Annotated in this window: 19 protein-coding genes; 16 read left to right on the forward strand and 3 right to left on the reverse strand. The window is 58.5% G+C overall.

Features of this window, described 5'->3' with window-relative positions; genetic code table 11:
* The first annotated feature begins 5 nt into the window (after positions 1–5).
* Positions 6–929, forward strand: coding sequence for a UTP--glucose-1-phosphate uridylyltransferase (locus tag B0E55_RS18210; RefSeq protein ID WP_020968737.1), 924 nt, complete (start codon positions 6–8; stop codon positions 927–929).
* Positions 930–1,028: 99 nt separating this feature from the next.
* Here the strand turns inward: B0E55_RS18210 and B0E55_RS18215 are convergent, their stop codons facing one another.
* Positions 1,029–1,352 carry a helix-turn-helix domain-containing protein gene (locus B0E55_RS18215; RefSeq protein ID WP_020968738.1) on the reverse strand — a complete coding sequence of 108 codons (324 nt, stop codon included), beginning with the start codon at positions 1,350–1,352 and terminating at the stop codon, positions 1,029–1,031.
* A gap of 348 nt (positions 1,353–1,700) precedes the next feature.
* Here B0E55_RS18215 and B0E55_RS18220 point away from each other — a divergent pair, with 348 nt between their 5' ends.
* Complete coding sequence (locus tag B0E55_RS18220; protein ID WP_051636457.1) at positions 1,701–2,876, forward strand: O-antigen ligase family protein; 1,176 nt, start codon at positions 1,701–1,703, stop codon at positions 2,874–2,876.
* Between the two features lie 2 nt (positions 2,877–2,878).
* On the opposite strand, the gene B0E55_RS18225 is transcribed toward B0E55_RS18220, so the two are convergent.
* Both B0E55_RS18225 and B0E55_RS18230 read right to left on the reverse strand, forming a co-directional pair.
* Positions 2,879–4,330 carry a glycosyltransferase gene (locus B0E55_RS18225; RefSeq protein ID WP_029254697.1) on the reverse strand — a complete coding sequence of 484 codons (1,452 nt, stop codon included), beginning with the start codon at positions 4,328–4,330 and terminating at the stop codon, positions 2,879–2,881.
* Complete coding sequence (locus tag B0E55_RS18230) at positions 4,324–5,790, reverse strand: hypothetical protein (RefSeq protein ID WP_232816784.1); 1,467 nt, start codon at positions 5,788–5,790, stop codon at positions 4,324–4,326. The genes B0E55_RS18225 and B0E55_RS18230 overlap by 7 nt, the downstream gene beginning before the upstream one ends.
* An 850-nt stretch (positions 5,791–6,640) precedes the next feature.
* Here B0E55_RS18230 and B0E55_RS18235 point away from each other — a divergent pair.
* The 14 genes from B0E55_RS18235 to B0E55_RS18300 all read left to right on the forward strand — a co-directional run bounded on the left by B0E55_RS18235 (position 6,641) and on the right by B0E55_RS18300 (position 24,230).
* On the forward strand, positions 6,641–8,161 hold the full coding sequence (locus tag B0E55_RS18235) for a sugar transferase (protein WP_029254699.1): 1,521 nt from the start codon (positions 6,641–6,643) through the stop codon (positions 8,159–8,161).
* A 114-nt stretch (positions 8,162–8,275) separates the two neighbouring features.
* A complete protein-coding gene (locus B0E55_RS18240; RefSeq protein WP_157902085.1) occupies positions 8,276–9,433 on the forward strand; it encodes a glycosyltransferase in 1,158 nt (385 codons plus the stop codon).
* A gap of 215 nt (positions 9,434–9,648) precedes the next feature.
* Positions 9,649–9,996, forward strand: coding sequence for a DapH/DapD/GlmU-related protein (locus B0E55_RS32215; RefSeq protein WP_274534452.1), 348 nt, complete (start codon positions 9,649–9,651; stop codon positions 9,994–9,996).
* Between the two features lie 17 nt (positions 9,997–10,013).
* A complete protein-coding gene (locus B0E55_RS18250; protein ID WP_020968745.1) occupies positions 10,014–11,294 on the forward strand; it encodes a glycosyltransferase in 1,281 nt (426 codons plus the stop codon).
* The gene (locus B0E55_RS18255) at positions 11,291–11,830 is read left to right on the forward strand and encodes a DapH/DapD/GlmU-related protein (protein ID WP_080910161.1); all 540 of its coding nucleotides are present in this window, start codon (positions 11,291–11,293) and stop codon (positions 11,828–11,830) included. The genes B0E55_RS18250 and B0E55_RS18255 overlap by 4 nt, the downstream gene beginning before the upstream one ends.
* A gap of 70 nt (positions 11,831–11,900) precedes the next feature.
* A complete protein-coding gene (locus B0E55_RS18260; RefSeq protein ID WP_198538429.1) occupies positions 11,901–13,112 on the forward strand; it encodes a lipopolysaccharide biosynthesis protein in 1,212 nt (403 codons plus the stop codon).
* Complete coding sequence (locus B0E55_RS18265) at positions 13,105–14,169, forward strand: polysaccharide pyruvyl transferase family protein (protein WP_080910163.1); 1,065 nt, start codon at positions 13,105–13,107, stop codon at positions 14,167–14,169. Before B0E55_RS18260 ends, B0E55_RS18265 begins: the two co-directional genes overlap by 8 nt.
* A 100-nt stretch (positions 14,170–14,269) precedes the next feature.
* Entirely contained in the window at positions 14,270–15,301 is a 1,032-nt protein-coding gene (gmd, locus tag B0E55_RS18270) for a GDP-mannose 4,6-dehydratase (RefSeq protein WP_020968749.1), read from the forward strand.
* Complete coding sequence (locus B0E55_RS18275; RefSeq protein ID WP_019747431.1) at positions 15,298–16,266, forward strand: GDP-L-fucose synthase family protein; 969 nt, start codon at positions 15,298–15,300, stop codon at positions 16,264–16,266. Before gmd ends, B0E55_RS18275 begins: the two co-directional genes overlap by 4 nt.
* Before the next feature lie 52 nt (positions 16,267–16,318).
* Positions 16,319–17,644: a UDP-glucose dehydrogenase family protein gene (locus B0E55_RS18280; RefSeq protein ID WP_019747430.1), complete on the forward strand. Its 1,326-nt coding sequence runs from the start codon at positions 16,319–16,321 to the stop codon at positions 17,642–17,644.
* Between the two features lie 682 nt (positions 17,645–18,326).
* Complete coding sequence (locus B0E55_RS18285; protein ID WP_019747429.1) at positions 18,327–19,772, forward strand: polysaccharide biosynthesis tyrosine autokinase; 1,446 nt, start codon at positions 18,327–18,329, stop codon at positions 19,770–19,772.
* A 323-nt stretch (positions 19,773–20,095) separates the two neighbouring features.
* Positions 20,096–20,500 (forward strand): GNAT family N-acetyltransferase, encoded by a 405-nt coding sequence (locus B0E55_RS32220; RefSeq protein ID WP_241896088.1) that lies wholly within the window; start codon positions 20,096–20,098, stop codon positions 20,498–20,500.
* Positions 20,501–21,409: 909 nt separating this feature from the next.
* Entirely contained in the window at positions 21,410–22,933 is a 1,524-nt protein-coding gene (locus tag B0E55_RS18295; protein WP_029254705.1) for a sugar transferase, read from the forward strand.
* The gene (locus B0E55_RS18300) at positions 22,920–24,230 is read left to right on the forward strand and encodes an O-antigen ligase family protein (RefSeq protein WP_080910165.1); all 1,311 of its coding nucleotides are present in this window, start codon (positions 22,920–22,922) and stop codon (positions 24,228–24,230) included. Before B0E55_RS18295 ends, B0E55_RS18300 begins: the two co-directional genes overlap by 14 nt.
* The last annotated feature ends 1 nt before the right edge of the window (position 24,231 follow it).

Genomic DNA, 24,231 nt, shown 5'->3' on the forward strand with positions numbered 1-24,231 from the left:
GAACGATGACTGGATACTCTGAACGGCCTTTCAGGACTGCGGTGGTACCGGCTGCCGGGATGGGGACCCGCTTCCTTCCGGCCACCAAGACGATCCCGAAAGAGCTACTCCCCGTCGTGGATACGCCCGGGATAGAACTGGTTGCCAGCGAAGCGGCTCAGGCCGGTGCAGAACGCTTGGTGATCGTCACCGCGCCAGGCAAGGCATCGGTGATCGGTCACTTCGTCGAGGACCTGGTGCTCGAGGGCAAGCTCGCCGCGAGTGGAAAGCACCATCTGCTCGAGCGTGTGCGTCGAGCACCTGGCCTCATATCGGTGAAGCCTGTCGTCCAAGAAACCCCGCTCGGCTTGGGTCATGCCGTCGGTCTTGTCGAGTCGGTGTTGGATGCCGACGAGGACTCGTTCGCGGTGCTGCTTCCCGACGACCTGGTTCACCCCTGCGGCGTTCTCGATGCTATGGCGAAGGTCCGTGCCGAGCGTGGTGGTTCTGTGCTGTGCGCGTTCGACGTCGCGCCCGATCGTGTGGGTGCGTACGGAGTATTCGACGTCCAAGCGCCTGAGGAAGGCGATGACCCCGATGTGCTCGCGGTCGTCGGCATGGTGGAGAAGCCGGACCCGGCGGATGCTCCGTCCACCCTCGCCGCAGCCGGACGCTATCTGCTCGATCGCGCCGTGTTCGATGCGCTCCGGCGAATCTTGCCTGGGCAAGGTGGTGAGCTGCAGCTGACGGATGCGATAGCGCTGTTGATCGCGGAGGGGCATCCGGTTCACGTCGTCGTCCATCACGGAACCCGCCACGATCTGGGTAACCCGGGAGGCTTTCTGCGAGCATCTCTCGACCATGCGCTCAGTCGCACCGAGTACGGTCCGGAGTTGCGAGTCTGGCTCAAGGAACGATTGGATCAGCCGGATCCGCAGTTGACGTACTGAAGAATGCCGTCCTTGACAGCTGAGATCGGAATATGTTTTGGTGCAAGAGAATCCGCACCATTTTCGGTTAGTGCGTATGTGAATGTCGGTAGCCCGGATTCATTCGCTGCGTTTGTCGATACCGCGTCGGGTGAGTTCGTCCACCAGGGACTGTGTCGCAATCGTCGCGACGACCGACGGTGGAGTCGTTCCAGGCTCCGCCTCCTCAGAGGTCAGATAACCGGCGGCTACGAGGACCTCCATGATCGGAGCGTCGAAGACCTGACATGCCGTCCGCATCGTGTCCTGCGTGGGAGGGCGCTTGGCCGACAGCCATCGACTCAGCTCGGAAGGTCGAATCTTCAGCGCACGCGCAGCTTCCTGGATGTCGCCGAACGAGCGAAGTTCCAGTTGATTCTCGACCCATGCGGAGAAACCACTCATAGCGGTCATATTGCCTGAGCCGAGAGGTATATGCCACTTCCTTTCGGCCACGAGTCGAGGACAATTGGATATCTGCCATGTCGTGGCAAAGTTTTACGTCGACGATTCGCTTATTTGCAGTTACGCGACGTCGCCGACTGAGGCTGACTTCTGCGCTGAGCGGGGATTATTCAGCCCGGCGTTGGCGAAGGGTGAAATTGAGGGTGAAATGCATAAAATTCGATTGTCGGAAGCAGGAACTCAATGACAACGCCGAGTCAAATCAGACCTGAAGGCCTTCGGGATGATGCCGCTCCGACGGCAGGGCGAACAGGCAGAATTCCTTTGTCGCCGACTACCGCCGTCTGGATGGCGATCGCGGTCGTAGTTCCGATATACCGCTCGTTGCCCGGCGCCGTCACGCAGTTGTGGGCGATGGCAGTGCTTGCGGTCATCGTGGCGTCAGTAGCACTGGGACGAGTTGCTCGGCCGCAGTTTGTCGGCGTCTGGTTGATCGCCGGCTACGCCGCTCTTGTCGCCACGGTAACAGCAACGCGTGGCAGTGACGTCACCGGAAATCTCTACGTTGGAATCCAACTCTTCATTGTTCTCGGGCTCGGAATATTTGTGATGGTCGCCAATGTCCGGCGCGATCCGGAATTTGTCAGGCGTGTATGTATTGCGTTCATAGCAAGCCAATCGGTTTCTGCTCTGGTCGCCGCTATCCAATTGGCAGGTTCATCCGTCTTCGGTTTCGGTGTTGTGAACGGTCGTGCTCCAGGTCTGGCAGGTCACCCGAACGTTCTGGGCATCATGTCCTCACTTGCGCTGATTCTGTGCCTGGGGGCTGCAGTGCAAAAGGTCGGAAATCGGGTCGTTCTGGTGCTGATCTCGATTGTGAACGCGGTGGGACTGCTGGCAACCGGTAGCTTGAGTTCGTTGTCGGCGTGCGCGATCGGATTGATCGTGGTGGCGATTTCTTCGCGAGTGAAGATCGCCACCATCGTCAAGAGTTTTGTCGGTGCCTCCGTCCTCTTCTGGATCGCAATCACCTACACCGAGTTCGGAAAGCACCTGGAGACGCCGGCCGATCGATACCTTCAGGTCACAGGGCAGACCAAGGCCGTCAGCACTCTAGAGATCCGTAACGATACTTACGGATTCGCTTGGGACGCTATTCGTGCGCATCCGCTGTCCGGGGTGGGTTTGAACGCGGCCAATGCGGCCTCGTTCGACAACGTCACAGTCGTCCACAATGTGTTTCTACGATCCTGGTACCAAGGCGGGGTGGTGCTTGCCCTGGCTGTGGCACTGATCATCTGCGCGTCGGCATTGGTTGCGTTCAGATCGATGAAGTCCGGCAAGAACGCCGCCGCGGCCGGCGTTCTGGTCTCGATGATGACGTTCGCTCTGACATCGGCATTTTTCGAGCAGGCATACTACTGGCTACCGGTCGTACTCGCGTTTGCGTGTCTTTCGACCGACAGCGATCGGACCGCGAGCTCCAAAGCTCAACCGGCGCAACAATCTCCGATCGGGAACTGAGGCTACGTGTTCAGTCCGTGGAAGGTTTTCTCCCAGTACGACGGATTGCGTATCAACTGATAGGTGCCTTTTATGGCTGCGATGCTCATCAGTACCCAGTAGAGCGGAGCGGTGAGGCAGGCAATCAGCAGCATGGGATTCCGCGTCTCGCGGCACGCCACCAAGTTCATGTAAAGGACTGCAGCGTTACCGAAGACGAGTGACACGAGTGCCGGAAAGTAGACGTAGTTGGGAAATACGTCGTGGATGACCTCAGGCTGGCCGAGGATCCATCCGAGACTGATCAGCCAGAATGCCATGTTCAGCGTCGCCACGACGGGTGTACCCGCCATCAAGATCGTGAAGCGTAGAAATCCGACCGTGCCGAGTCCGCGCCACAGTTTCACGGGTTGACGCATGTGAACCAGCCAAGTCTGCAGGTAGCCCTTGTACCAGCGTGAGCGTTGTCGGATCCAGTTGATCGTGTCGCTGTTGGCCTCCTCCAGCGTCGTCGAGTTCAGAACAGCGGTCCGGTAGCCGCTCTCGGCGATGCGAACTCCGAGATCTGCGTCCTCCGTGACGTTGAAGGGATCCCAGGCGCCGATCTCGTCGAGCACACTTCGCCGAAGGTGATTGGACGTGCCCCCCAAAGGAATCGGTGACTGACTGCGCATCAGCCCAGGGAGGATGAAATTGAACCAGAGGGCGTAGTCGGCCGTGAACCATGCGGTCAACAAATTCTGAGTTCCGTTGTGAAATGCGAGTTTCGCCTGAACGCACGCAGTATTCGATGGAAGTTTTGCGAAAGTTGCTACCACACGACGTAACTGGAGCGGATCCGGAGAGTCCTCGGCGTCGTAGATGGTGATTATCTCGCCCGTAGAGAAGTGCAATCCGTAGTTACAGGCTTTGGGTTTGGTGCGCGGATCTGCAGCAGGGACCTTCAAGATACTCACCACAGCATCGACTCCGGCGGCAGTCGCAGCTTCGATAGTGACAGTGTCATCCTCTTCGAGGAGCAAGAGCACCTGCAATTTGTCCGAGGGGTAGTCGATCGCGCGCATAGCGGAAATCAGGTCTCCGACTACTTCCGGCTCGTTGTATGCCGGAACAAGGATTGTGTAGTGCGGGAGTTCTTCGTCCGAAAGCGAGCTTGCCTCTTGATCGCTGATCGTCATGATCGAGGAAGCATCCAAACCTCTTGTGAACAGCACGAGTCGATCAACCATCGCCCACACGTAACCGAGAGTGCACGCCAATGTGAGAACGATCAGCGTGGGAGTAAGGAAGAAGACCAGACACACCATGGTGATCACGAGAATCAGGAGCAGGATGTTGCGCTGCCACGGATAGAACGCAACTGATGCCGATGAAATCGGTTTGCGTTCACGCAGTCCGTTCACAGCGTCGTGGAGTGCGGCTCGTTTGAATTCTTCGGAGCTTTCGCCCTCAACCGAGAGATCGGGATCTACCACTTCTGTGCCTCCACGACGAGCCTTCCGAGTGACTGGAGCATACCTAGATCCTTGTACTGAGATTCGCTGTCCACAGTCGATATCCGGCCTCTGAGTAGAACGGCCAAGGTGTTGCTTCCATTCGAAGCCATTGATGGTTTCGGTTCGGGGAACAAGGCATTCGGTTCATGATTGTCCACTGTCAAGAGTGTGACGCGTTGTGCGGCACCGTCGCCGCGTGTCCACACGAAATTGAGGTTGCTCCAGGTGAGTAGGAGGGAGTCGTCGACAACTGTGTACATTTCCGCGACGACTCCACGACTCAACTCGACTCGTACGGTGGGGCTGACACGTGCGTTCTGGAGATCATAAGTTGTATTGCTCGGATAGACAGACAGAGTAGACGGGCGACGCACTTGAACAACGTCCATTTGGACAGTGCGTGGGCGCATCTGGGTGTCCCAGGCAGGATTGGGCGTATCAGCACGAATCGTCTGGCGAGTGAGTGCCGAAGTGGAACCGAAGTATTTTCTCGGCCAATCGTATTCGTTGGTCGAGATTTCACGCCAACCAGCGGGGACGATGAGGCGTGGATCAGCAGTCGCCGGCGGGCCTACCGAGACCGGAACGCCCTGAGCGGTGGGCACCGGCGTAAAGAACATCACGATCGCCGCGGCGAACACCACCAGGATCGTCCAGTTGCTGGTCGACGTCGAAGGATTCCGGAGCGGACGCTCGAACGGCTTCCATGACCTTCCACGTCGCTCGTACAGGTAGAAGAACCCGCCTACCAGTAAAGCGCTACCTAGTGCTGGTAGCAGCTGGATGCTGAACAAGGGTGCAGTCGGGTACTGACGGGAGAGATAGTAGACCAAGGCGGCACCCAGGACGGACGAGCCGACGAACCCGGCGAATCCTCGTCTCCAGGTCCTACTGACGGCGATCGTCGTTGCGGCCGAAGCGACCAGCACCATGATGATGCTGTAGTCGAATCGAGTGCCGCCGAGTTCAGTCGCCAGCGTGCGGTAGATGAGCGGCGCCAGGACGATCGGAACAACCCAGATTGCCCAGTAGCGGTTCACCGGACGCAGCCCGAACATGAGAACCGCTGCGCTCCAGACGAATACCCAAGCCGCGATTACATCGATATGCATCAGTTCATAGTTCTCGGCAAAACGTGGCATGAGGAGTGCCTGTAAACCCAGAGAGACAAGTAAGCCGATACCGCCGACAATCTTGTCCGTCTCGCGGTCGTGGATCGGAAGGTCCGGGCCTCGCCGCAAATCTGTTCCGACGGCGGCTATCAGGCAGAGCAAGGGGAGGACAAAAACGTATCCGATGGCGGTACCGCTCGCGGTGCTCCTCCACAAATTGGTCCAGGTAGGCCAGAAAGCAAAGATTGTCGCGGCTGCAATCATCAGCCAACGTACTGTGAGGCGGGGGATAATTCCCGACTGCGTGCGTAGGTCGCGAATCTTCAAGATATGTAGTCCTATTCGAACTGGTCGTCTACTCCGGCCGTGTCGGCTGCAGCGAGGTTGTGTCAGCGAACCCGACTTTTGTCGACCTTACGTGATCGATCGCAAGGTGCGAATCCGCACACCGGCCGATGCGGAATGGCCGAAGCCGGGTAAGAATCTCACATATTGAGACGAAGGAAAAATTTCTTTTCGGGGCCGGTTAGTTGCGAACTGGACGAGCGACCTGTTCTTGTTCTGATGTTGATGCCTGTATCAGCAAGGGCTGTAGTGCTATTCGCCTTCGAATTGCACATCGAATCGGCAATAGGGACCAAGATCCCTGTCGGGGACGTAGGTCCCCAACGGCGCAGGCACCTTCTGTCGGCGAAAGTCATAGCGTTGGTTACCAATGGAAATGATCCTCTGTTCAGGCGGTATCTCTAATGCGGTGCCCTGTGGCAACCGCCTACTGACGAGTAAGGTCCTCCCGTTTGCCACACTTTCGTTGAAGTAACGCGATAGTTGCTTCTGAATCGATCTCTCGTCCAGTTGTTCCAGTCGATCCGCCTCCGAAGGGCGATAGGCAAAGCGCTTGCGCTGCGGCCATATTGGAATAGGTGGGGGTGTGGGCGGCTACAGGCCTGAACTGGGATGACTTTGCGTTTGATCCTGCGCTCGGACAGTGCTGCAATGTAATCCAATCGGAGCGTGAGAGCGTTCCGATTCTCGAACAATTGCACTCTTCGGATCGAAGCGAGCAATTTGCTGTTCCAGTGGATTGCTCAAATCTGGTGAATCACGCTCAACACCTGTCAACGACACACGGATTCAACGACACACGGATTCCACGAATGAGGAAGGGACTGATCACGTGACGGCGCTCGACGTGTCCACACTGGGCAAGACCAAGCACACGCTTCCCCGCGCAGTGCCCGACCTCCGCCGCGGATCGACTTCTCGGAGGGAATGGGAAACGGCATACCGCAGAAGGCTGTTCCTGGGCGATTCGGTGATCATCGTGGCGACGGTTTTTCTGGCTCAATGGCTACGATTCGGCGGAGACGGCCGTGCGGTAAGCCCCGGAATCCTCGGGCAACTCAGCTACACCGGTGTGTCAATTGCATTGGCGGCGATGTGGTTATCGTCTTTGGGGATCTTCCGCACTCGCTCGATTCGTGTGATCGGCAGCGGCCCCGAGGAGTACAGACGAATCTTCGTCGCGACAGTTCGCCTCTTCGGTCTCATTGCGATTGTCAGCTTGCTGTTGCAGTTGGACATCGCACGGCTCTATCTGGCCTTCGCATTTCCGGTCGGTCTGACCGCACTGATGGCGAGCCGCTGGATCTGGCGAAAGGTGATCGCGCGGAAGCGGTCTCGCGGCGATTTTCAGACGTCCGTCTTGGTCGTGGGAAGCCCGGTTGCAGTCAAGAAAATGGCCCAGACCTTCGAACGAGCTCCCGGTGACGGGTACCGGGTAGTGGGTGTCTGCCAACCCAGTCAACTAGGACGTCGCGACAGAGTCATAGTGGTCGACGGCAACGAAATACCGGTCCTAGGCGACGAGCACGACGTGACCGACGCACTCGATTTGGTCGGTGCCGATGCGGTGGCGGTTACGGCGACGGAACACCTCGGCTACGACGGTATGCGGAAACTGGCCTGGGATCTGGAGTGTAAGGACGTCGATCTTGTTGTGGCACCGGGAATCCTGGATGTTTCCGGTCCGCGACTGTCGATGCGGCCGGTGGCGGGCCTTCCACTGATTCACGTCGAACGTCCGCGATACCATGGTGCTCAACGGTTCGCCAAGACAGCCTTCGACGTCGTTTTCGCATCTGTCATTCTCATTTTGATCAGTCCCGTTTTGATCGTGACGGCCTTGGCAGTCAAGTTCACCAGTCGGGGTCCTGTGCTCTATCGGTCGGAGCGAATGGGATTGGACGGGGTTCCCTTTCCGATGCTGAAGTTCCGATCGATGGTTCAGAACGCAGATACGCAGGTCGACAGCCTGCTGTCGGATAACGAGGGCGCCGGCGTCCTGTTCAAGATGCGTGACGATCCTCGGGTTACCAAGGTGGGGCGCGTCATTCGAAAGTTTTCGATTGACGAGTTGCCTCAGTTCGTCAATGTGCTCCGTCGCGAGATGAGCGTAGTTGGCCCGAGACCGCCGTTGAGGCGTGAGGTAGAGGCATACGACGGGGCCGTCAAAAGGCGACTGCTGGTCAAACCGGGTATCACCGGTTTGTGGCAGGTGAGCGGGCGCTCGGATCTTTCGTGGGAAGAAACCGTTCGGCTGGATCTGTCCTATGTCGACAACTGGTCGATGGTCGGGGACGTGATGATCGTCGTGAAGACGCTCAAAGCCGTAATGGCTAGTGACGGCGCATACTGATCCGTTCAGTCAGTCAGTCTTTCGTATTCGTATCGCGAATCCGATTCGCCATTCCCGGCGAACTCTGCCTGGGATCCGAAGTAAGGGAACTGCGCAATGCACACTGGCCAATCGGTGGTGCTCGATGAGAACTTTGGGGGAGCAGGCTCGATGTCGTCAACAAAATACTCGATGTATTTGGCGGTGATTCCAACCTATCGGAATCCGTGCATCGAGGTGTTGCGTGAGATGGAAGAAGGAAATCTCGATATTCTCGCTTCGGACTACGGGCTGGATTCCACGGTGCGAACTGGCATCGACAAGGATTTCTACGACCGCGTTCGACGGATCGGAATCTTCGGTGACAAGGTTCTTCTTCAGGTGGGTTCTTGGAAAAATCCGCTTTCCGCGTCCGTGACTATCCTGGATTTGAATCCCCGTAGTCTCACATCGTGGAGTATTTTGGTCCTTCGGCGAATAGCGCGTCGCCGTACTCTTCTTTGGGGCCATTTGCATCCCAGGCAAGGTTCTTCGTCGAAGACGGCTTTCCTTCGGCGAACGATGCGCCGCTTGTCTCAGGGGACCATTCTTTACGGGTACGCCAGTGTGGTCCCAGCCAAGCTCGAGGTTCCAGGCCAACCAGTTTGGGTTGCACCCAATTCTTTGTACAAACGCGCTGACATCAACGCTGGTAACATCGGCGAATCGCGTAGATCAATTGTCTATGTCGGCCGATTGGTTGCCGAGAAGAACGTCGATCAATTGGTTCCAGCTTTCCACCGATCGGGCCTCGTAGACGAGGGTGCCGTGTTGGAAATCGTGGGTTTCGGCAATGCGGTGGAAACGATAGAACGGCAAATTCTCGAATTAGGTCTGGAAGAGTCCGTTGTGGTACACGGTCGCATTGAAAGTCCGATCGAACTTGCTGAAATCTACGCACGCTCAATCATGTCGATCTCTCCCGGATACGTCGGGTTGAGTGTCACTCAGAGTTTGGGATTCGGAGTCCCGATGCTGTACCCCGAGGACGCCCCGCACGCCCCCGAGATCGAACTTGCTGCTGTCGGTCCTATGCAGAGTTACTCACCGACGACCGAGGAGTCGCTGGCTGCGGCGCTGCGAGACTACTTCCTGCATCTTGTCTCCAATCCCGTTCCAGCGGAGGAAGTTTCAGCGAAGGTCGGGGATCTCTATTCCGCCGAAACCATGGCATCGGGGATCTCTGCTGCGTTGCGAGGTCAGGTCGTCGAATTCGACAATGAGGGATGGCCCAAGGAGATGGTCGTACGATGAGCAACCGATCACGCCTACCGTCAGGTGTCAGGCGAGCCCTTCGCGGAATTATGAATGGACTCGCAATATCGAACGGGAATGTTTCAGTAGGGCGCGACTTCAACGCCGGCCGTGGAGCTATCGTCAGTGCGCCTCACCGACTGAATATCGGCGATAATGTCAGTGTCGGACCCCGAACCGTTATTCAGGTAGATGGCTCCATCGGATCCCACGTCATGATCGGAATGAACGTCTACATCGTGGGGCGCGAAGACCACGCGATCGACGAGGTGGGTATTCCGATGCTCGCGTCGACGTGGGTGGGGGACCGTCAGCCTGGTGCCCGCGATTCTGTCGAAATTGGAACAGACGTATGGATAGGCGCCTGTTCGGTGATATTGAGCGGTGTGAAGATCGGTGACGGTGCGGTTATCGGAGCCGGTTCGGTCGTGACGAACGACGTCGAGAGTTTCTCGGTGAATGTCGGAGTTCCGGCACGGAAAGTCGCCGAACGATTCGAGAGTGACACGCAGAGAAGTGCACACCTGCAAGCTGTGCACGGACTGCCGTCCTGGGTTAGCTGAAAAGGGAAATGAGCACGATGGATAATCAGGGAAATAAAATCCTGATCGTGGGAATAAACTATTCTCCTGAGCCAACCGGTATCGCTCCGTACACGGAGGGTTTGGCAAATGCGATAGCGGATGCCGGTGCTGACGTCAGGGTAGTGACAGGCTATCCGCACTATCCATTCTGGCGAAAGATGGATGGCTTCTCAGGTCTGTCTTCCGTAGAGCAGTCGGAAAATCTGACGGTTCAAAGACTTCGTCATTACATCCCTCGGAATCCCAGCTTCCTGCGAAGAATTCTGATGGAGGCAAGTTTCGCTTTGAGAGCGACCTGGGCGACTCTTTTCCATCGAGCAGACCTCATACTGTGTTTAAGTCCTACACTTTTGTCCTCGGCGGCATTTGTCATCAGGACCAGGCTCCTTCGGTCGCGCACACCCGTGGTGCTGTGGGTGCAGGACTTCTACGGACTGGGCGCGTCCGAGACCGGTCAGCTGAGCGGAGGCCTGTCGTCTCTCGTTGATCGAGCCGAATCCTGGATCTTGCGAAAGTCCGATCACGTCGTCGTGATCCATCCGCGGTTCGCGAAGCATGCTCAGGACAACCTCGGAGTCGACTCGAGCAGCGTCACAGTCATCAGGAACTGGACCCACCTGGATCTCTCCCAGTCTGCCTGCACCCGAGAAGATTCGCGAAAGCGATTGGGCTGGGGGCCGGAACAGAAGATAGTTCTGCATGCCGGCAATATGGGTGCCAAGCAAGGGCTCGAGAACGTGGTGGACGCCGCGCGTTTACTTGGGCCGCGGCAGTCCGACATCAAATTCGTGCTGATGGGGGATGGGAATCAGCGGGCCCATCTCGAAGAGCTGTCCGAGGGATGCACCGGGATCGAATTCATGGATCCTGTTGGCGGCGAGGACTTCACCGATGTGCTGCGAGCAGCGGACGCATTACTTCTCAACGAGTTGGCCGATCTTCGCAGTATGGCCGTTCCGAGCAAACTCACATCGTATTTCGCTTCAGGGGTACCCGTCGTCGCGGCTACGTCTTCGGACAGTGCCTCCGGCGAGGAGATCGCCCTGTCCGGGGCGGGAGTACGTGTTGACGCCGGAAATCCGGAAGCATTGGTACGTGAAATAGAGATGCTGGTATCCGACCCCGTCCGTGCCGCTCAACTCGCGCGAAGCGGGGGGGAGTACGTGCACGAAACCTTGTCTCCCGGCTCTGCCACCACGGCGTTCGGTGACCTCTTCGACGGACTCATCAATCGAGACAGTTTGCCGACTCGACCGACGCAAGCCCGAGCGCGATGACACACCCGCAGCTCTCCCTCGGTGAATTCACCGGGGCAGGATACGACAAGGGACGTCCGGCATCAGTGCAGGTCGCCTGGCTCGCGGTGGCACCACTGTTCCGGGCCTGGTTCGTGCCGGCACGCATACGAGTTGCCATTCTCAGACTGTTCGGCGCTCAGATCGGTGATGCAGTCCTGATTCGGCACGGCGTGAAGATCCATTGGCCGTGGAAACTGTCGATCGGTGATAACACTTGGGTGGGTGAGGGAGCATGGATCCTCAATCTCGAACCGGTGAGTATCGGGTCGAACAGTTGTGTCTCGCAGGACGTCTTTCTGTGCGCGGGCAGTCACAGCAGAAAGTCACGGACTTTCGAGTTCGACAACGGACCGATCGTCATCGGCGACGGAGTGTGGATTGCGGCCAGGTCCACAATTCTCCGTGGCACGTCGGTCGGTGACCACTCGGTTATCGGCGCAAATTGCCTTGTTACATCTGATGTTCCGGCGAGTTCGATCGTCCGCGCCCCGGCTTCGTCGATCGGACGACCATGAAGGACGCACGACCGCGCTGCGCCGGGGTTCCGCACTCGTTCGAGTGCCCGGGTGGTGGAACATGAAGGTGATGACGAACCCCCTGGTGGTTCAGTTCACGGGAATCGCCGGCGGACGTCTTGTCGGTGCGTTGATTCAGGCACTGAGTATGGTCCTACTCGCGCGTATCTCCGGTCCGTCCGGCTTTGGAATCTTCGCTGCGGCTTATGGTGTCGGACTGGTGCTTCAGACCATTCTGAACTTCGGGTTCACCCCATTTCTGGTTCGGATCCGTGCGTTGGGTGACCAGGACCCCCTCATCGCGTCGACCTTGGAGTTCTCGCGCCGCGCCAACCTGGCCGTTGGTGCATTGCTGGCATTTACCGCGGCGGTAGCCGCGGTCTTCGAGCCGAAGCTTTGGTTCGTAGTGCCGTTGACAGCTTGGGTTGTTCTGGACAATTACGTCGAGACGCTGCTCTCGCTACCACTCGCTGACGGGAATACCTGGCAGAACGCGGTGTCGTTGCTCCTCCGGCGAGCACTTGCTCTCGTTTTTGTTGCGGCGGCTTGGCTCGCAGGAGTCGACGCAGTGTTCTGGTATTCCGTGGGCCTCGCGTTCTCTTCGATGATCGCTGTCTTCGTGGCCATTCGGCTCGGACCGGCGATCACTCGTGTCAGATCGAGACGCTCGTACAAGTCGATCATCGGCAGGTCTTCGCACTTCTGGTTGAATTCCGTTGCTACTCAGACGCGCAACTTCGACGTACTGCTGGTTGGACTTGTCACGTCGCCGGCCGTCTCCGGAATCTACGGCGTGACGAGTCGTATCACCACGCCGTTGCGGCTGATTCCCACATCATTTGCGGCAGTTCTCATGCCGGCGGCGGCGCGCTCGACGACCGGGCGAATCACCCAGGGCATTCTGCGACCCGCGATGTACGTATGCATCGCAAGCGCGGTGATCTTCGGTGTGATCGCAGCTGCCATACCTGTGCTCGTTCCACCGATTTTGGGCGATGCGTACGTAGACGCGGTACCGGTAATGCAGGTCGTCTGCTTCAGTTTGATCTTCGCAGCGATCTCGTCCCAATTGAATGCGATTCTGCAAGGTACGGGCAGAGTTGAAATTGTCTCCTACATAACGGTTGTGAGCACCTTGATCTGCCTCGTCGGAATCGTGCTTGCTGCCCCCCGTTACGGGGCGCTCGGAGCGGGGTGGTCGCTCTCGCTCAGCTATGTACTTCAAACCGCATTGCTGACCTGTGTCGTTGTCGTTGCAATGAGGAGGGATCCCCATGCGTAGGTTCTTCATGAGTATTGCAGCAGCTCAGGGCAATCTGGGTGACATCGAGATACGGCGAACAGCAGTCGACTACATGCGTGAACTGGGGTTCAAACCCGTTGTCTTTTCCGGCAGTATGAGCGCGGAGTACGTCGATGCCTTCGATTGGGAACCAACCGACGAGGTCATGGATTCGGGTATCAGCTTCTGGCGAGCGATTTTGTCCGATACGGTGCGCCGAAAGCGGGCAGTGATCGTGATGGCACCTGGGCCGGCGGTTCTGGGGGCTTCAGCAGCAAGCGTCGTCAAGCACTCGTTGTTGGTGACAGTCTTTGCGGTGCTGCGCATTTTCGGTACACGAGTCCTCGTTTTGGGACGGTCGATCGAGGTGCGAAGCTCGATGGCGGCAGTACCCGAGAAGATCCTCGTCGGCGTAGCCGACGTCTACGCGGCACGTGACAAAAAGACGTGTGAGTACCTGCGAGGCAAGAGTCGGTTCTATCCCGATCTCGCGTTCCGGGCCGGCGTATCCGACGGAGCGAAGTCTGCAGGCCGAGAATCTGCGAGCCGAGAAATAGCCTTGCTTTCACTTCGGCATGACCGACCGGTGAACTACGCGGTTCTTCGGTCGATCCACAGTCAGGTCGAGGCAATCGGCTTGAATCTGGTGGCCTGCTGCCAAGTTGCCGAGGACGACAACCACAATCGTGAAGTTGCTGCAACGCTGGGTATTCAGTACGTGGGATGGGACGATGACGTGACCCATCGGCAACAGGAGTCCGCTGTCCGCGCCCTGTACGAGCGCGCTGCCGTAACCATCAGTGACCGCCTCCATGTTTTGATCCTGAGCGCTCGAGGCGGATCGATACCGGTGATGGCGGGCAGCAGTTCGGTACCGAAGCTGAGGGATTCGCTGGAACCGATCCTCGCGCCGCAGGCCTCCTGGATGGACGATGCGACGGGTGGCAGCTTGAATCTCGGGCACGACGAATCTACCCGTATCTCTCGCGGAATGGATTCCGCTGCCGCGGAACTGGAGGATTTGAGATCGCGGATCAAGGGGGCAGTAATGCCGTGAGGGTTTCTCAGTTCTGGTTGTGGGTTCGTTACTCCCACACAACACAATTCGGCCGATGACTACTCGCAGACAAGTATCTGCTTCGAGGACGGAGTTTCAAGTGAAACGTGCACTGATTACCGGAATTACAGGCCAAGACGGTTCATACCTGGCCGAGCTGTTGTTGAGCAAGGGATACGAGGTCCACGGACTTATTCGTAGGTCGTCCACGTTCAATACAGCTCGAATCGATCACATGTATGTGGATCCCCACACGCCGGATGCAAAACTGTTCCTTCACTACGGAGATCTCAGCGACGGGGCGCGTTTGGTCACTCTTCTCGCACAGATACGCCCGGACGAGGTCTACAACCTCGCAGCGCAGTCCCACGTGCGGGTGAGCTTCGACGAGCCAGAACATACCGGTGACACCACGGGAATCGGGTCGATCAGGTTGCTCGAAGCAGTCCGGATGGCTGGTCTCGAATGCAGGTTCTACCAGGCGTCCAGTTCCGAGATGTTCGGTGCGACACCGCCTCCGCAAGACGAGCAGACTCCCTTCTACCCGCGATCGCCGTACGGTGCGGCGAAGGTGTACTCGTACTGGATCACCAAGAACTACCGCGAGGCGTACGGGATCTTTGCCGTGAACGGAATTCTGTTCAACCACGAATCTCCCCGGCGAGGCGAAACATTCGTCACTCGCAAGATCACGCGAGCGGTGGCGCGGATCAAGGCCGGTCTGGAAAGCCATTTGTACATGGGCAATCTCGATGCAATCCGCGACTGGGGCTATGCGCCGGAGTACGTGGAGGGAATGTGGAGAATGCTTCAGGCCGACGAACCGGACGATTACGTGCTCGCGACAGGCGGTAACTACTCGGTCAAGGATTTCCTGACGGTGGCCTTCGAGCACGCCGGCCTGAACTGGGAAGATCACGTGCGCTTCGACGAGCGCTATCTGCGGCCGACGGAAGTAGATGCGTTGATCGGAGATGCCGGTAAGGCGGAGCAGAAGCTCGGTTGGAAGGCGACTGTGCATACCCCGGAGCTGGCTCGAATCATGGTCGATGCGGACATCGAGGCTCTGACGTGTGAGGGCAAGCCCTGGATCGACCGTCCGAATCTGGTGGATTGGGAGCACGCTCGATGACGGGGGAGTACACGCAGAAGTCCCTCGATCGGAGCGACGCGGTATACGTTGCGGGCCATCGTGGACTCGTTGGTTCAGCGATTTGGCGTCGGTTGGAAGCCGACGGCTTCAATCGCCTTGTCGGTCGCACGTCCGCCGAACTCGATCTTCGCGATCGCGGTGCCGTGTTCGAATTCTTCGCCGCTGAGAGGCCGAAGAACGTGGTCCTCGCGGCGGCCAGAGTGGGCGGGATACTGGCGAACAGCACACTGCCGGTGGACTTCATCTCCGACAACCTTCGCATCCAGGTGAACGTGATGGACGCGGCGGCCGAATTCGACGTAGATCGCCTTCTATTCCTCGGATCATCCTGCATCTACCCGAAATTCGCGCCTCAACCGATTCGCGAAGAGTATCTACTGACCGGTCATCTGGAACCGACGAACGATGCATATGCCATCGCAAAGATCGCGGGAATCCTGCAGGTACAGGCTGTTCGCAAGCAGTTCGGGCGACCGTGGATCTCCGCGATGCCGACGAACCTCTACGGCCCGGGTGACAACTTCTCTGCCAAGGGCTCTCATGTGCTGCCGGCCCTCATCAGGCGCTTCGACGACGCGCGCCGTGATGGAGCTGCGTCAGTCGTGAACTGGGGCAGCGGGACGCCGAGGCGCGAGTTTCTCCACGTCGACGACATGGCGGATGCCTGCCTTCATTTGCTCGACCACTATGACGGAGCAGAACACGTCAATGTTGGTACGGGCGAGGACCAGAGTATCGCGGAGATTTCCGCGATCGTGGCGGACGAGATCGGGTTCGACGGCGAGATCGAATGGGATCACTCGAAACCTGACGGGACGCCGCGGAAGTTGCTTGACATCGGGAAGCTTCGAGATTTGGGGTGGCAGCCCAGGATTGATCTTCGTGCGGGGATCGCATCGACCGTGGAGTGGTATCGACAGAATGTCGATTCGATCAGGACATGAAGTACTACAGCATTATTCGACGTAAACCCGACTTCGACAGGCAGACATCGTTATGACTTCTCGTATTGCGGTATTCGGCACCGGCTACCTCGGGGCGACACATGCAGCTTGCATGGCCGAGTTGGGTCACGAGGTTCTCGGGGTGGATGTTGATCCGAACAAGCTCGCTATGCTCGAAGCTGGGGAGGTTCCCTTCTACGAACCGGGCCTCGAGGAAGTGCTGCGCCGCAACATAGCCGCGGGACGTCTTCGATTCACGGCTTCCTACGAGGAGGCCGCAGAGTTCGCCGACATCCATTTCCTCGGCGTCGGTACGCCGCAGAAGAAGGGGGAGTTCGCGGCCGACATGCGTTTTGTCGATTCGGTGATCGAGACGCTTGCACCCCTCTTGACCAGGCCGACCGTCATTTTCGGGAAATCAACTGTGCCAGTGGGTACAGCAGAGCGATTGGGTTCGCGGGCACGGGAACTGGCCCCTGCCGGACAAGACGTCGAGGTGGCGTGGAACCCGGAATTTCTCCGGGAAGGCTACGCGGTGAAAGACACGCTTCACCCGGACCGGCTTGTGCTCGGGGTCGACCGTAATCGACCCGGACGTGCGGAATCGGTTGCGCGTGAAGTGTACGAGCAGCTCTTGAACGAAGGTATTCCCTTCGTTGTGACCGACCTTGCGACTTCGGAGTTGGTCAAAGCGTCAGCCAATGCATTTCTGGCGACGAAGATCTCGTTCATCAATGCGATCTCGGAGGTGTGCGAGGCGTCGGGCGCGGATGTGACCGTTCTTGCCGATGCCATCGGCCACGACGAGAGAATTGGTAGGCGATTCCTCAACGCCGGAATCGGTTTCGGTGGTGGCTGCCTACCTAAGGACATCCGTGCTTTCATGGCACGTGCGGGTGAGCTGGGAGCAGACCAAGCACTCACTTTCCTACGCGAAGTCGACAATATCAACATGCGTCGTCGTACTCGGATGGTCGAACTGGCTCGAGAAGCGTGTGGTTCTCTACTCGGAGCCAATGTGGCGGTTCTCGGTGCAGCCTTCAAGCCTGACTCCGACGACGTGCGCGACTCACCTGCGCTGAACGTTGCCGGCCAGATTCAGCTCCAAGGCGCTGCCGTCAATGTCTATGACCCGAAGGCCATGGGAAACTCGAAGGCGTTGTTCCCCACCCTCACTTACACTTCGAGTGCACTTGACGCGTGTGCAGGGGCTGATGTCGTCTTGGTTCTGACCGAGTGGACCGAGTTTCGAAAGTTGTTGCCGTCGGATCTCGAAGCGGTCGTCCGCAAGAAGGTCATCATCGACGGACGTAACTGCCTGGAACCGACCACCTGGCGCGACGCAGGGTGGACCTATCGAGGTCTTGGAAGGCCGTAGATCGGTGAAACCATCAGTGAGGGATGGTTATTGCACGGCGTCGAGGGGAGTGCCCGCGTGTCTGGGACGAAGGTCCGTCAGTAGATGAACTGTTCCGGTGTGGAAACTTCGCTCGCCGCCCGTCGATTTCGGGGCGAGTGGTGTTTGCCCTGTTCGATTGGTGTGCACCAGCTTCCGGTGGCGGCGGGCGTTGTTAAATGTTCGCGGACTTTGGTCCTACGGCCGGCTGAGGGTGTGTGATCTTCGCGTGGTCAGCACATTCGGCTGGCGAAATCGAGGGGTTTCGATGCTGCGTTGCGGTGGTGAAAAGAACCACGACACAGTAGAGTTCAGCCTGGCTGCACGTTACGTCCGCTCTCTTCGATGTGCAGTGAACTCCAGGTGGCGGTGTCGGCCGATGAGGCTGACGAAGAGAACTGGACCCGATGTCCGTGTCGCAGGTTCGCCGCTGCGTCAACATGTAGTCGTGCCGTCAAGTGTGGACCACGAACTGAGATGCGTGAGATGCCACGAAGGTTTCTTGTCCCTGCCTGTTTCGGGATCGACCTCTCTGTGACGCAGGGACGCGCGATAAAAAGATTGGCTGCCTCGTTCAGCCTGGATTGAGTGCAGCGGCTCGACAAGCGGCTGTCGATTACTACTCGAATACGTACTACGTGCTCGAGCCGAAGGAGATTCGACGATGGATGTACGGGACTACCTGAAGATCTTGCAGGCACGGTGGAAAATAGTCGTTGTCGTCACCGTGGTTGTGATCTTGGGCGCTTTGGGTGCCTCGTTGATTGCGACACCGGTCTACCAGGCTTCCACGCGCCTGTTCGTGTCGACTTCCACTGGAACGACCGTGAACGAGGCTTACCAAGGCAACCAGCTTTCACAGCAGTTGGTCACCTCCTATGCCAAGCTCCTCACTGGGGAGACGCTCGCGCAGCGAACAATCGATGCAGTGGGGTCAGATCGATTGGGTGGGCTGTCCGCGGCGGAGATCTCGTCGAAGGTGACCGCCACATCGGCGCCGGATACTGTACTTCTCGATTTGAGCGTGCAAGATGCGTCGCCTGAACTGGCACGCGAAATCGCAAATGCGCTGTCGGACGAGTTTGTCGTGATGGTCAAAGATCTGGGTACGCCCGCGAATGGTGGCACAGCGCCGGCGCGCGTCGTTGTCGAGCAGCGAGCACAAACTCCCGCGGAACCGGTGTCGCCGAAGACTTCGCGGAACGTGGCGCTCGGTGCCGCGATCGGGCTTCTGCTGGGGATCGGATTGGCTGTCGTGCGTGATCGCCTGGACAACACCGTCAAAGAGCGCAAGGTGGTCGAAGACATCGCCGGCGCGGCGATGGTGGGAACAATTCCGTTCGACAAGGAACGCGAAGTTCATCAAGCGATCAACTTCCACGAGGGCAACTCCGCAAGTGCCGAGGCGTACCGCGAACTGCGAACCAATCTGCAGTTCCTGGCCGTGGATCGTCCACCGAGTGTCATCGTCGTCACGAGTTCTCTTCCCTCCGAGGGAAAGACCACGACCGCGGTGAACATCGCACTCGTGCTGGCCGAGGCAGGCAAGAAGGTGTGTCTCGTCGAAGGTGACCTCCGTAAGCCTCGCGTTTCGAAGTACCTTGGACTTATCGGAAGCGTCGGTCTGAGTTCGGTCTTGGCTGGGCAAGCAGATCTCGACGACGTACTTCAAGTCACGAGCAACGCTGACCTGACGGTTCTTGCTTCAGGTCCGATTCCCCCGAACCCGAGCGAACTGCTGGGGACTGACACTGCCCATGCAGTCTTTACCGATCTCCGCAGAAGGTTCGACTACGTCATCATCGACGCCTCGCCGTTGCTTCCGGTTACGGATGCTGCAGTGCTTTCAGCGCTGGCGGACGGTGCGCTCGTGATTGCTCGTCACGGCTCGACGAAGAGGGATCAGCTGAGCAGGGCGGTCGGCAATCTCCACAGTGTGGGCGCGACAATTCTCGGCACTGTCATCACGATGACCCCGCTGAACGGTCGTGGTGTCTACGAGTACAAGTACTACTACGATTCCGATCCGGTTGTCGCAGACGTGGCCGTGGGAGGTTCCGTGGACAGCAATCCAGTCGGCGAACGAAGGGTAACGTCGACAGTCAACTGATCTGGTCGTACGTTAAATCCGACGCCTCACAGGGCCCTCGAGCAATGCTCGAGGGCCCTTCTCTATGTGGTGAATCGGACGCAATTCACTAGTCGGGTCCTCTGAGTCTGCGACGCTGCGGTCTGACCTGTCCTACTTGACCGGTGCCGCTGTGGCTTTCATCTGGTTGCGCCTGACGAGCCGTTGTGGGCTTCCTGTTGGAGTCGTGTGACGAGTATGGCGGACCGCAGGCGGACCAGCACGGTTCGGCGATTGGAGTTGCGCAACGTCTAGATCTCGGTTTGGCATCCCGTGCTGGATTCAGGCAGTGGGTGCAGTAGCTGTTGGCGCAGCCAGAGTCGTGGACGGGGCCCGACATTGTCCCGGCAACCAACTGGTGGATCGCTCGCGGCGGCCGGTATCTCGGTGCTATCCAGATGCGGCACAGCATGAACGAGATCTTGGCCGATTTCGGTGGTCATATCGGCTATGGAGTCCGGCCGCCGGAACGCCGGCAAGGTATCGCGTCGACGGCTCTGCAGGAGATGCTCACGTATGCCACACAACCGGTGGGCCTCGGTCGAGTCCTGATTGCCCGCAACGAGATGAACGTGGGTTCACGCAAGGCCATCGAGGTTTGCGGGGGTCTACTCGCGAGCGTGCGCCCAGCTGATCAGTCGACCGCAACCTCGGCTGTTCGAGAGACACGCTCCGCTACTGCGCCAACGAGCATGTCGAGCGTCAGTTGACCTATACGTGGCCGCGCACACTTGCCATGGCCGCGCACACTTGCCATGGCCGCGCACGCTTGCCATGGACATAGCCGTCGGTAGCGGTCGCCCCGCTTTGTAGTCGAACGGCTGCACAATTCCCCCTTCTCGAATTGGATTGTGCTGCAAATCTTTCTGCACCGCATAGACGGTCAGTGGCGGTCCAGGCTCCTCCTTTCGCATGTCTAAATTCTCGGTGTCGCCCGATCGTAGGTTCGCGCATTGCCGGCCAGTCGAAAGTCAAGCGCGCAGAGGCCAAGTGCCGGACAATCGTCCAGGTCTGAGGCGACGCCGAACGCATCAAAGTATGGTTTGCAGAGCGATTACCAACTGCGTGCTGGTTTCCGTCCAAACGTGGAGTCCAATTGATCAAGGCGATGAAAACTATAGGTACGCAATGGTAATGGTGAGGAATGTTCGCACCCTCCTGCTTAGAGGGTGAATAACTGACCTCAATGCTGGCGTTCGGAAGAAGTTCGGAAAGCGCTATTGCCACACTGTCCGGAATGTGGCAAACTCCTCACTGGTACTGACCAGCTAGCCGAAGAATTGCCAAGGCGTGAGTCCTGACAATATCGAGGCTGGCGACGTCAGCGGGCGAGGAGAAATCGCCGATCGTCCTGTGTTTGGGTCGTTAATGGACTCTGCTTCAATCATGGGGTGTGAGCTGCGGCAATGCCGCAATAATCGACAGTTGGGCCGAGGCCTGACAACAGTCGCCGGGTTAACTGCAAGGCGCACGTAATGCGACCATTCGCACTGAACGCAGCAATGCGGAGCAGTTGCTTCGCTGTCGAAGTTTCGGGATTCGGCAAGGCGGTCCGATGGACCTCGGCCGGCGAACAGCTTCAGGCCGAATTTTGTGCATGGGGAAAGGTTTCTGAACACATGACGGTTCTCGAGATGGCCGCGCCCACGAAAGAACGGCCACAACAACACCGACGAGTAGCGCCGGAGAGGGCTGGTGGAGTTTCCGCACGCAGGAAATGGCAATCTGCGTATCTTCGTCGTCTGGCGATCACCGACACGATCATTGTTGCGGCAGTTGTGTTTCTGGCTCAATGGTGGCGATTCGGTAGCGACGCGGACGTCGTCGACGGTGAAGCATTCGGCCATTTCAGCTACACCGCACTGTCTTTCGCCCTGATTATCGGCTGGTTCGCCGTATTGAGAGTATTTCGCACCAGATCTCCTCGCGTGATCGGAAGCGGCCCTGAAGAGTACCGATTGATCGCTGTCGGAACGCTCCGCCTGTTCGGACTGATTGCGATTGCCAGCCTTCTCCTTCACCTGGAGATCGCGCGCCTGTACCTCGCCGTGGCGTTTCCGATGGGATTGACCGCCTTGATCGCGAGTCGTTGGATCTGGCGACGGGTGATTGCTCGTGAGCGAGCCCGAGGTGAATTTCGAACTGCCGTACTTGTGGTCGGTGTGCGAGGGGCGGTTGTCGATCTTGCACGCAACCTCGAGCGCGACGATGCCCATGGATACCGAGTCGTCGGAGTCTGCGTACCTGGCTACGGAGGAGACGTGGGCGAAGTTGTCACAGTGAACGGTCGGGACATTCCGGTGCTCGGAGACGAGCACAGTGTCGCGGACGCAATCGATCAGGTCGGTGCCGACACGGTGGCAGTGACGGCGTCGGAGCGATTCGGACCGGAAAGGCTGCGCACGTTGGCCTGGGATCTCGAGCGCGATCATGTGGACCTTGTTGTTGCACCAGGGATTCTGGATGTGTCCGGACCGAGGTTGTCGATGCGCCCGGTCGCTGGATTTCCGCTGATCCATGTCGAGCGTCCGCGCTATCACGGCGCGCAGAAGTTCACGAAGACGACCTTCGACATCGTCTTCTCGACCGTGGTACTCGCCGTGATCAGTCCGGTGCTTCTGGCGGCTGCGATCGCAGTCAAGCTCACGAGCAAGGGGCCGGTTCTGTACAAGTCCGAGCGGATGGGGTTGGACGGGCAGCCGTTCCCCATGCTCAAGTTCCGCTCGATGGTCCAGAACGCGGATTCTCAAGTCACGGCGCTGATGAAGGAGAACGAAGGCGCCGGAGTGCTTTTCAAGATGCGAGATGATCCGCGTGTGACGACGGTCGGTCGCTTCATGCGTCGGTACTCGATCGACGAGTTGCCCCAGTTCGTCAATGTTCTTCGGCGCGAGATGAGCGTCGTCGGACCGCGGCCACCGCTTCGGCGCGAGGTCGAGATGTACGACGATGCGGTCAGTCGCCGGCTACTGGTCAAGCCCGGTGTCACCGGGCTGTGGCAAGTCAGCGGACGTTCTGATCTGTCGTGGGAAGACACTGTCCGCCTTGATCTTTCCTACGTCGACAACTGGTCGATGATGGGTGACGTCATGATCGTCGCGAAGACGCTCAAGGCGGTGGTGGGAAGTGATGGCGCCTACTGACAAGAATGCGACACCGGCGCCTTGCGAAAATGAGGCACCGAACAATCCGCTGATCTTGCGAACGGCATTGGTGATCGCGGTCATCGGCGCGAGCGGAGCCTTTCAGGCCTACACGCAGAAGACAGCGCTCGGATCGTTGCTCGTACACGGTTCGGCTGTTCTCTCGGCGACACTCGCGTTGGTCTACTTCCTCGACCGGCGATACTCACGCAACGCGTCCTGGCCTGTCTTCACGCTTCTGATCGCGGCCGGCGTTCCGGCAACCAGCTGGTACTGGTCGACGTTGCCCCGGAACTCCGTCGTCGCCGGCATCGTCATCGTGTGCCTGGCGATCACGGGAATCATGGTCGCCCGCGAGTTGACCTTCCCGGTGCGAGTGCGGACTGTGGCCGTCACCTTGCTGGTACTACTCGTGCTGTCGCTGATGGTCGTGGTCCTCGATCCTTCGACCGGCATCGATGTGGACACCCGCACTGTTGCCTATCGCGGAATCTTCACGCACAAGAATACTTTGGGCCGAATGGCTGCGATCGAAGTTGTCCTTGTTGCTGTCATGCTCATGCTTCCCGACGTCAAGCGTATTCCGTGGGTGGCGGCGTTGGCTGTTGCCGGCATCGTGTTGTTCGAAGCCCGGAGCCAGACCAGTCTCGTCGCTGCAGGGATTGCGCTGGCGACAGTGCTTGCTCTGAAGTGCCTTCGACGGACACCTAACGTTCGCCTCGCCTCGACGGTGATCATCGGGCTGTACATCGGGGTGTCCGGCGCGATGAAGGTGCTCGGACCCGATGTCGCAGCGCTACTCTCGCGAGATGTCACGTTGACCGGCCGGCTGCATCTCTGGACGGTGTCCGAGTACTACGCCGAACAGCGGCCCCTGCTCGGTTGGGGCTTCGGCTCGGTCTGGGCACCTGACAGCGTTGTCGGACAAATGATCCGGTCCAAGCTGTCCTTTCCGGCGACCAGCGCGCACAACGGAATGCTCGACATTCGTCTCCAGATCGGTTGGATCGGATTCCTGCTGCTGTTGGCCGGCTACTACCTGCTTCTGAACACGGCGCTCGGGCGAGCTCGCAGCAGAACGGAGTACATCGCCGTCGTCGCGATCATGGTTCTCGTCTTCTCGATGGACTTGACGGAGTCGACGCTCTTCTTCGGCGCCATGTGGCTGATCGCATGGGTCTTCCTGGCGCCGTACGGACCCTCGACGCACCGCTCTCACAGTGCAGGCAACGCCGAATTGTCGATCCGTAGGGGTCGTGCGTACGGGTTCGCTCCGGAGCGAAGAGGAGGTCAGTGAG

It is taken from the genome of Rhodococcus sp. 66b (genome assembly GCF_002076325.1).
In the GTDB taxonomy this organism is placed as follows: domain Bacteria; phylum Actinomycetota; class Actinomycetes; order Mycobacteriales; family Mycobacteriaceae; genus Rhodococcus_F; species Rhodococcus_F erythropolis.

Bases quoted from the DNA above. Each gene is read 5' to 3' on its own strand.
- B0E55_RS18285 (WP_019747429.1), top strand. From the start codon at position 18,327: ATGGATGTACGGGACTACCTGAAGATCTTGCAGGCACGGTGGAAAATA.
- B0E55_RS18265 (WP_080910163.1), top strand. From the start codon at position 13,105: ATGCGTAGGTTCTTCATGAGTATTGCAGCAGCTCAGGGCAATCTGGGT.
- B0E55_RS32215 (WP_274534452.1), top strand. From the start codon at position 9,649: ATGATCGGAATGAACGTCTACATCGTGGGGCGCGAAGACCACGCGATC.
- B0E55_RS18295 (WP_029254705.1), top strand. From the start codon at position 21,410: ATGACGGTTCTCGAGATGGCCGCGCCCACGAAAGAACGGCCACAACAA.
- B0E55_RS18215 (WP_020968738.1), bottom strand. From the start codon at position 1,352: ATGAGTGGTTTCTCCGCATGGGTCGAGAATCAACTGGAACTTCGCTCG.
- B0E55_RS18210 (WP_020968737.1), top strand. From the start codon at position 6: ATGACTGGATACTCTGAACGGCCTTTCAGGACTGCGGTGGTACCGGCT.
- B0E55_RS18260 (WP_198538429.1), top strand. From the start codon at position 11,901: ATGACGAACCCCCTGGTGGTTCAGTTCACGGGAATCGCCGGCGGACGT.
- B0E55_RS18300 (WP_080910165.1), top strand. From the start codon at position 22,920: ATGGCGCCTACTGACAAGAATGCGACACCGGCGCCTTGCGAAAATGAG.
- B0E55_RS18250 (WP_020968745.1), top strand. From the start codon at position 10,014: ATGGATAATCAGGGAAATAAAATCCTGATCGTGGGAATAAACTATTCT.
- B0E55_RS18255 (WP_080910161.1), top strand. From the start codon at position 11,291: ATGACACACCCGCAGCTCTCCCTCGGTGAATTCACCGGGGCAGGATAC.
- B0E55_RS18280 (WP_019747430.1), top strand. From the start codon at position 16,319: ATGACTTCTCGTATTGCGGTATTCGGCACCGGCTACCTCGGGGCGACA.
- B0E55_RS18275 (WP_019747431.1), top strand. From the start codon at position 15,298: ATGACGGGGGAGTACACGCAGAAGTCCCTCGATCGGAGCGACGCGGTA.
- B0E55_RS18220 (WP_051636457.1), top strand. From the start codon at position 1,701: ATGGCGATCGCGGTCGTAGTTCCGATATACCGCTCGTTGCCCGGCGCC.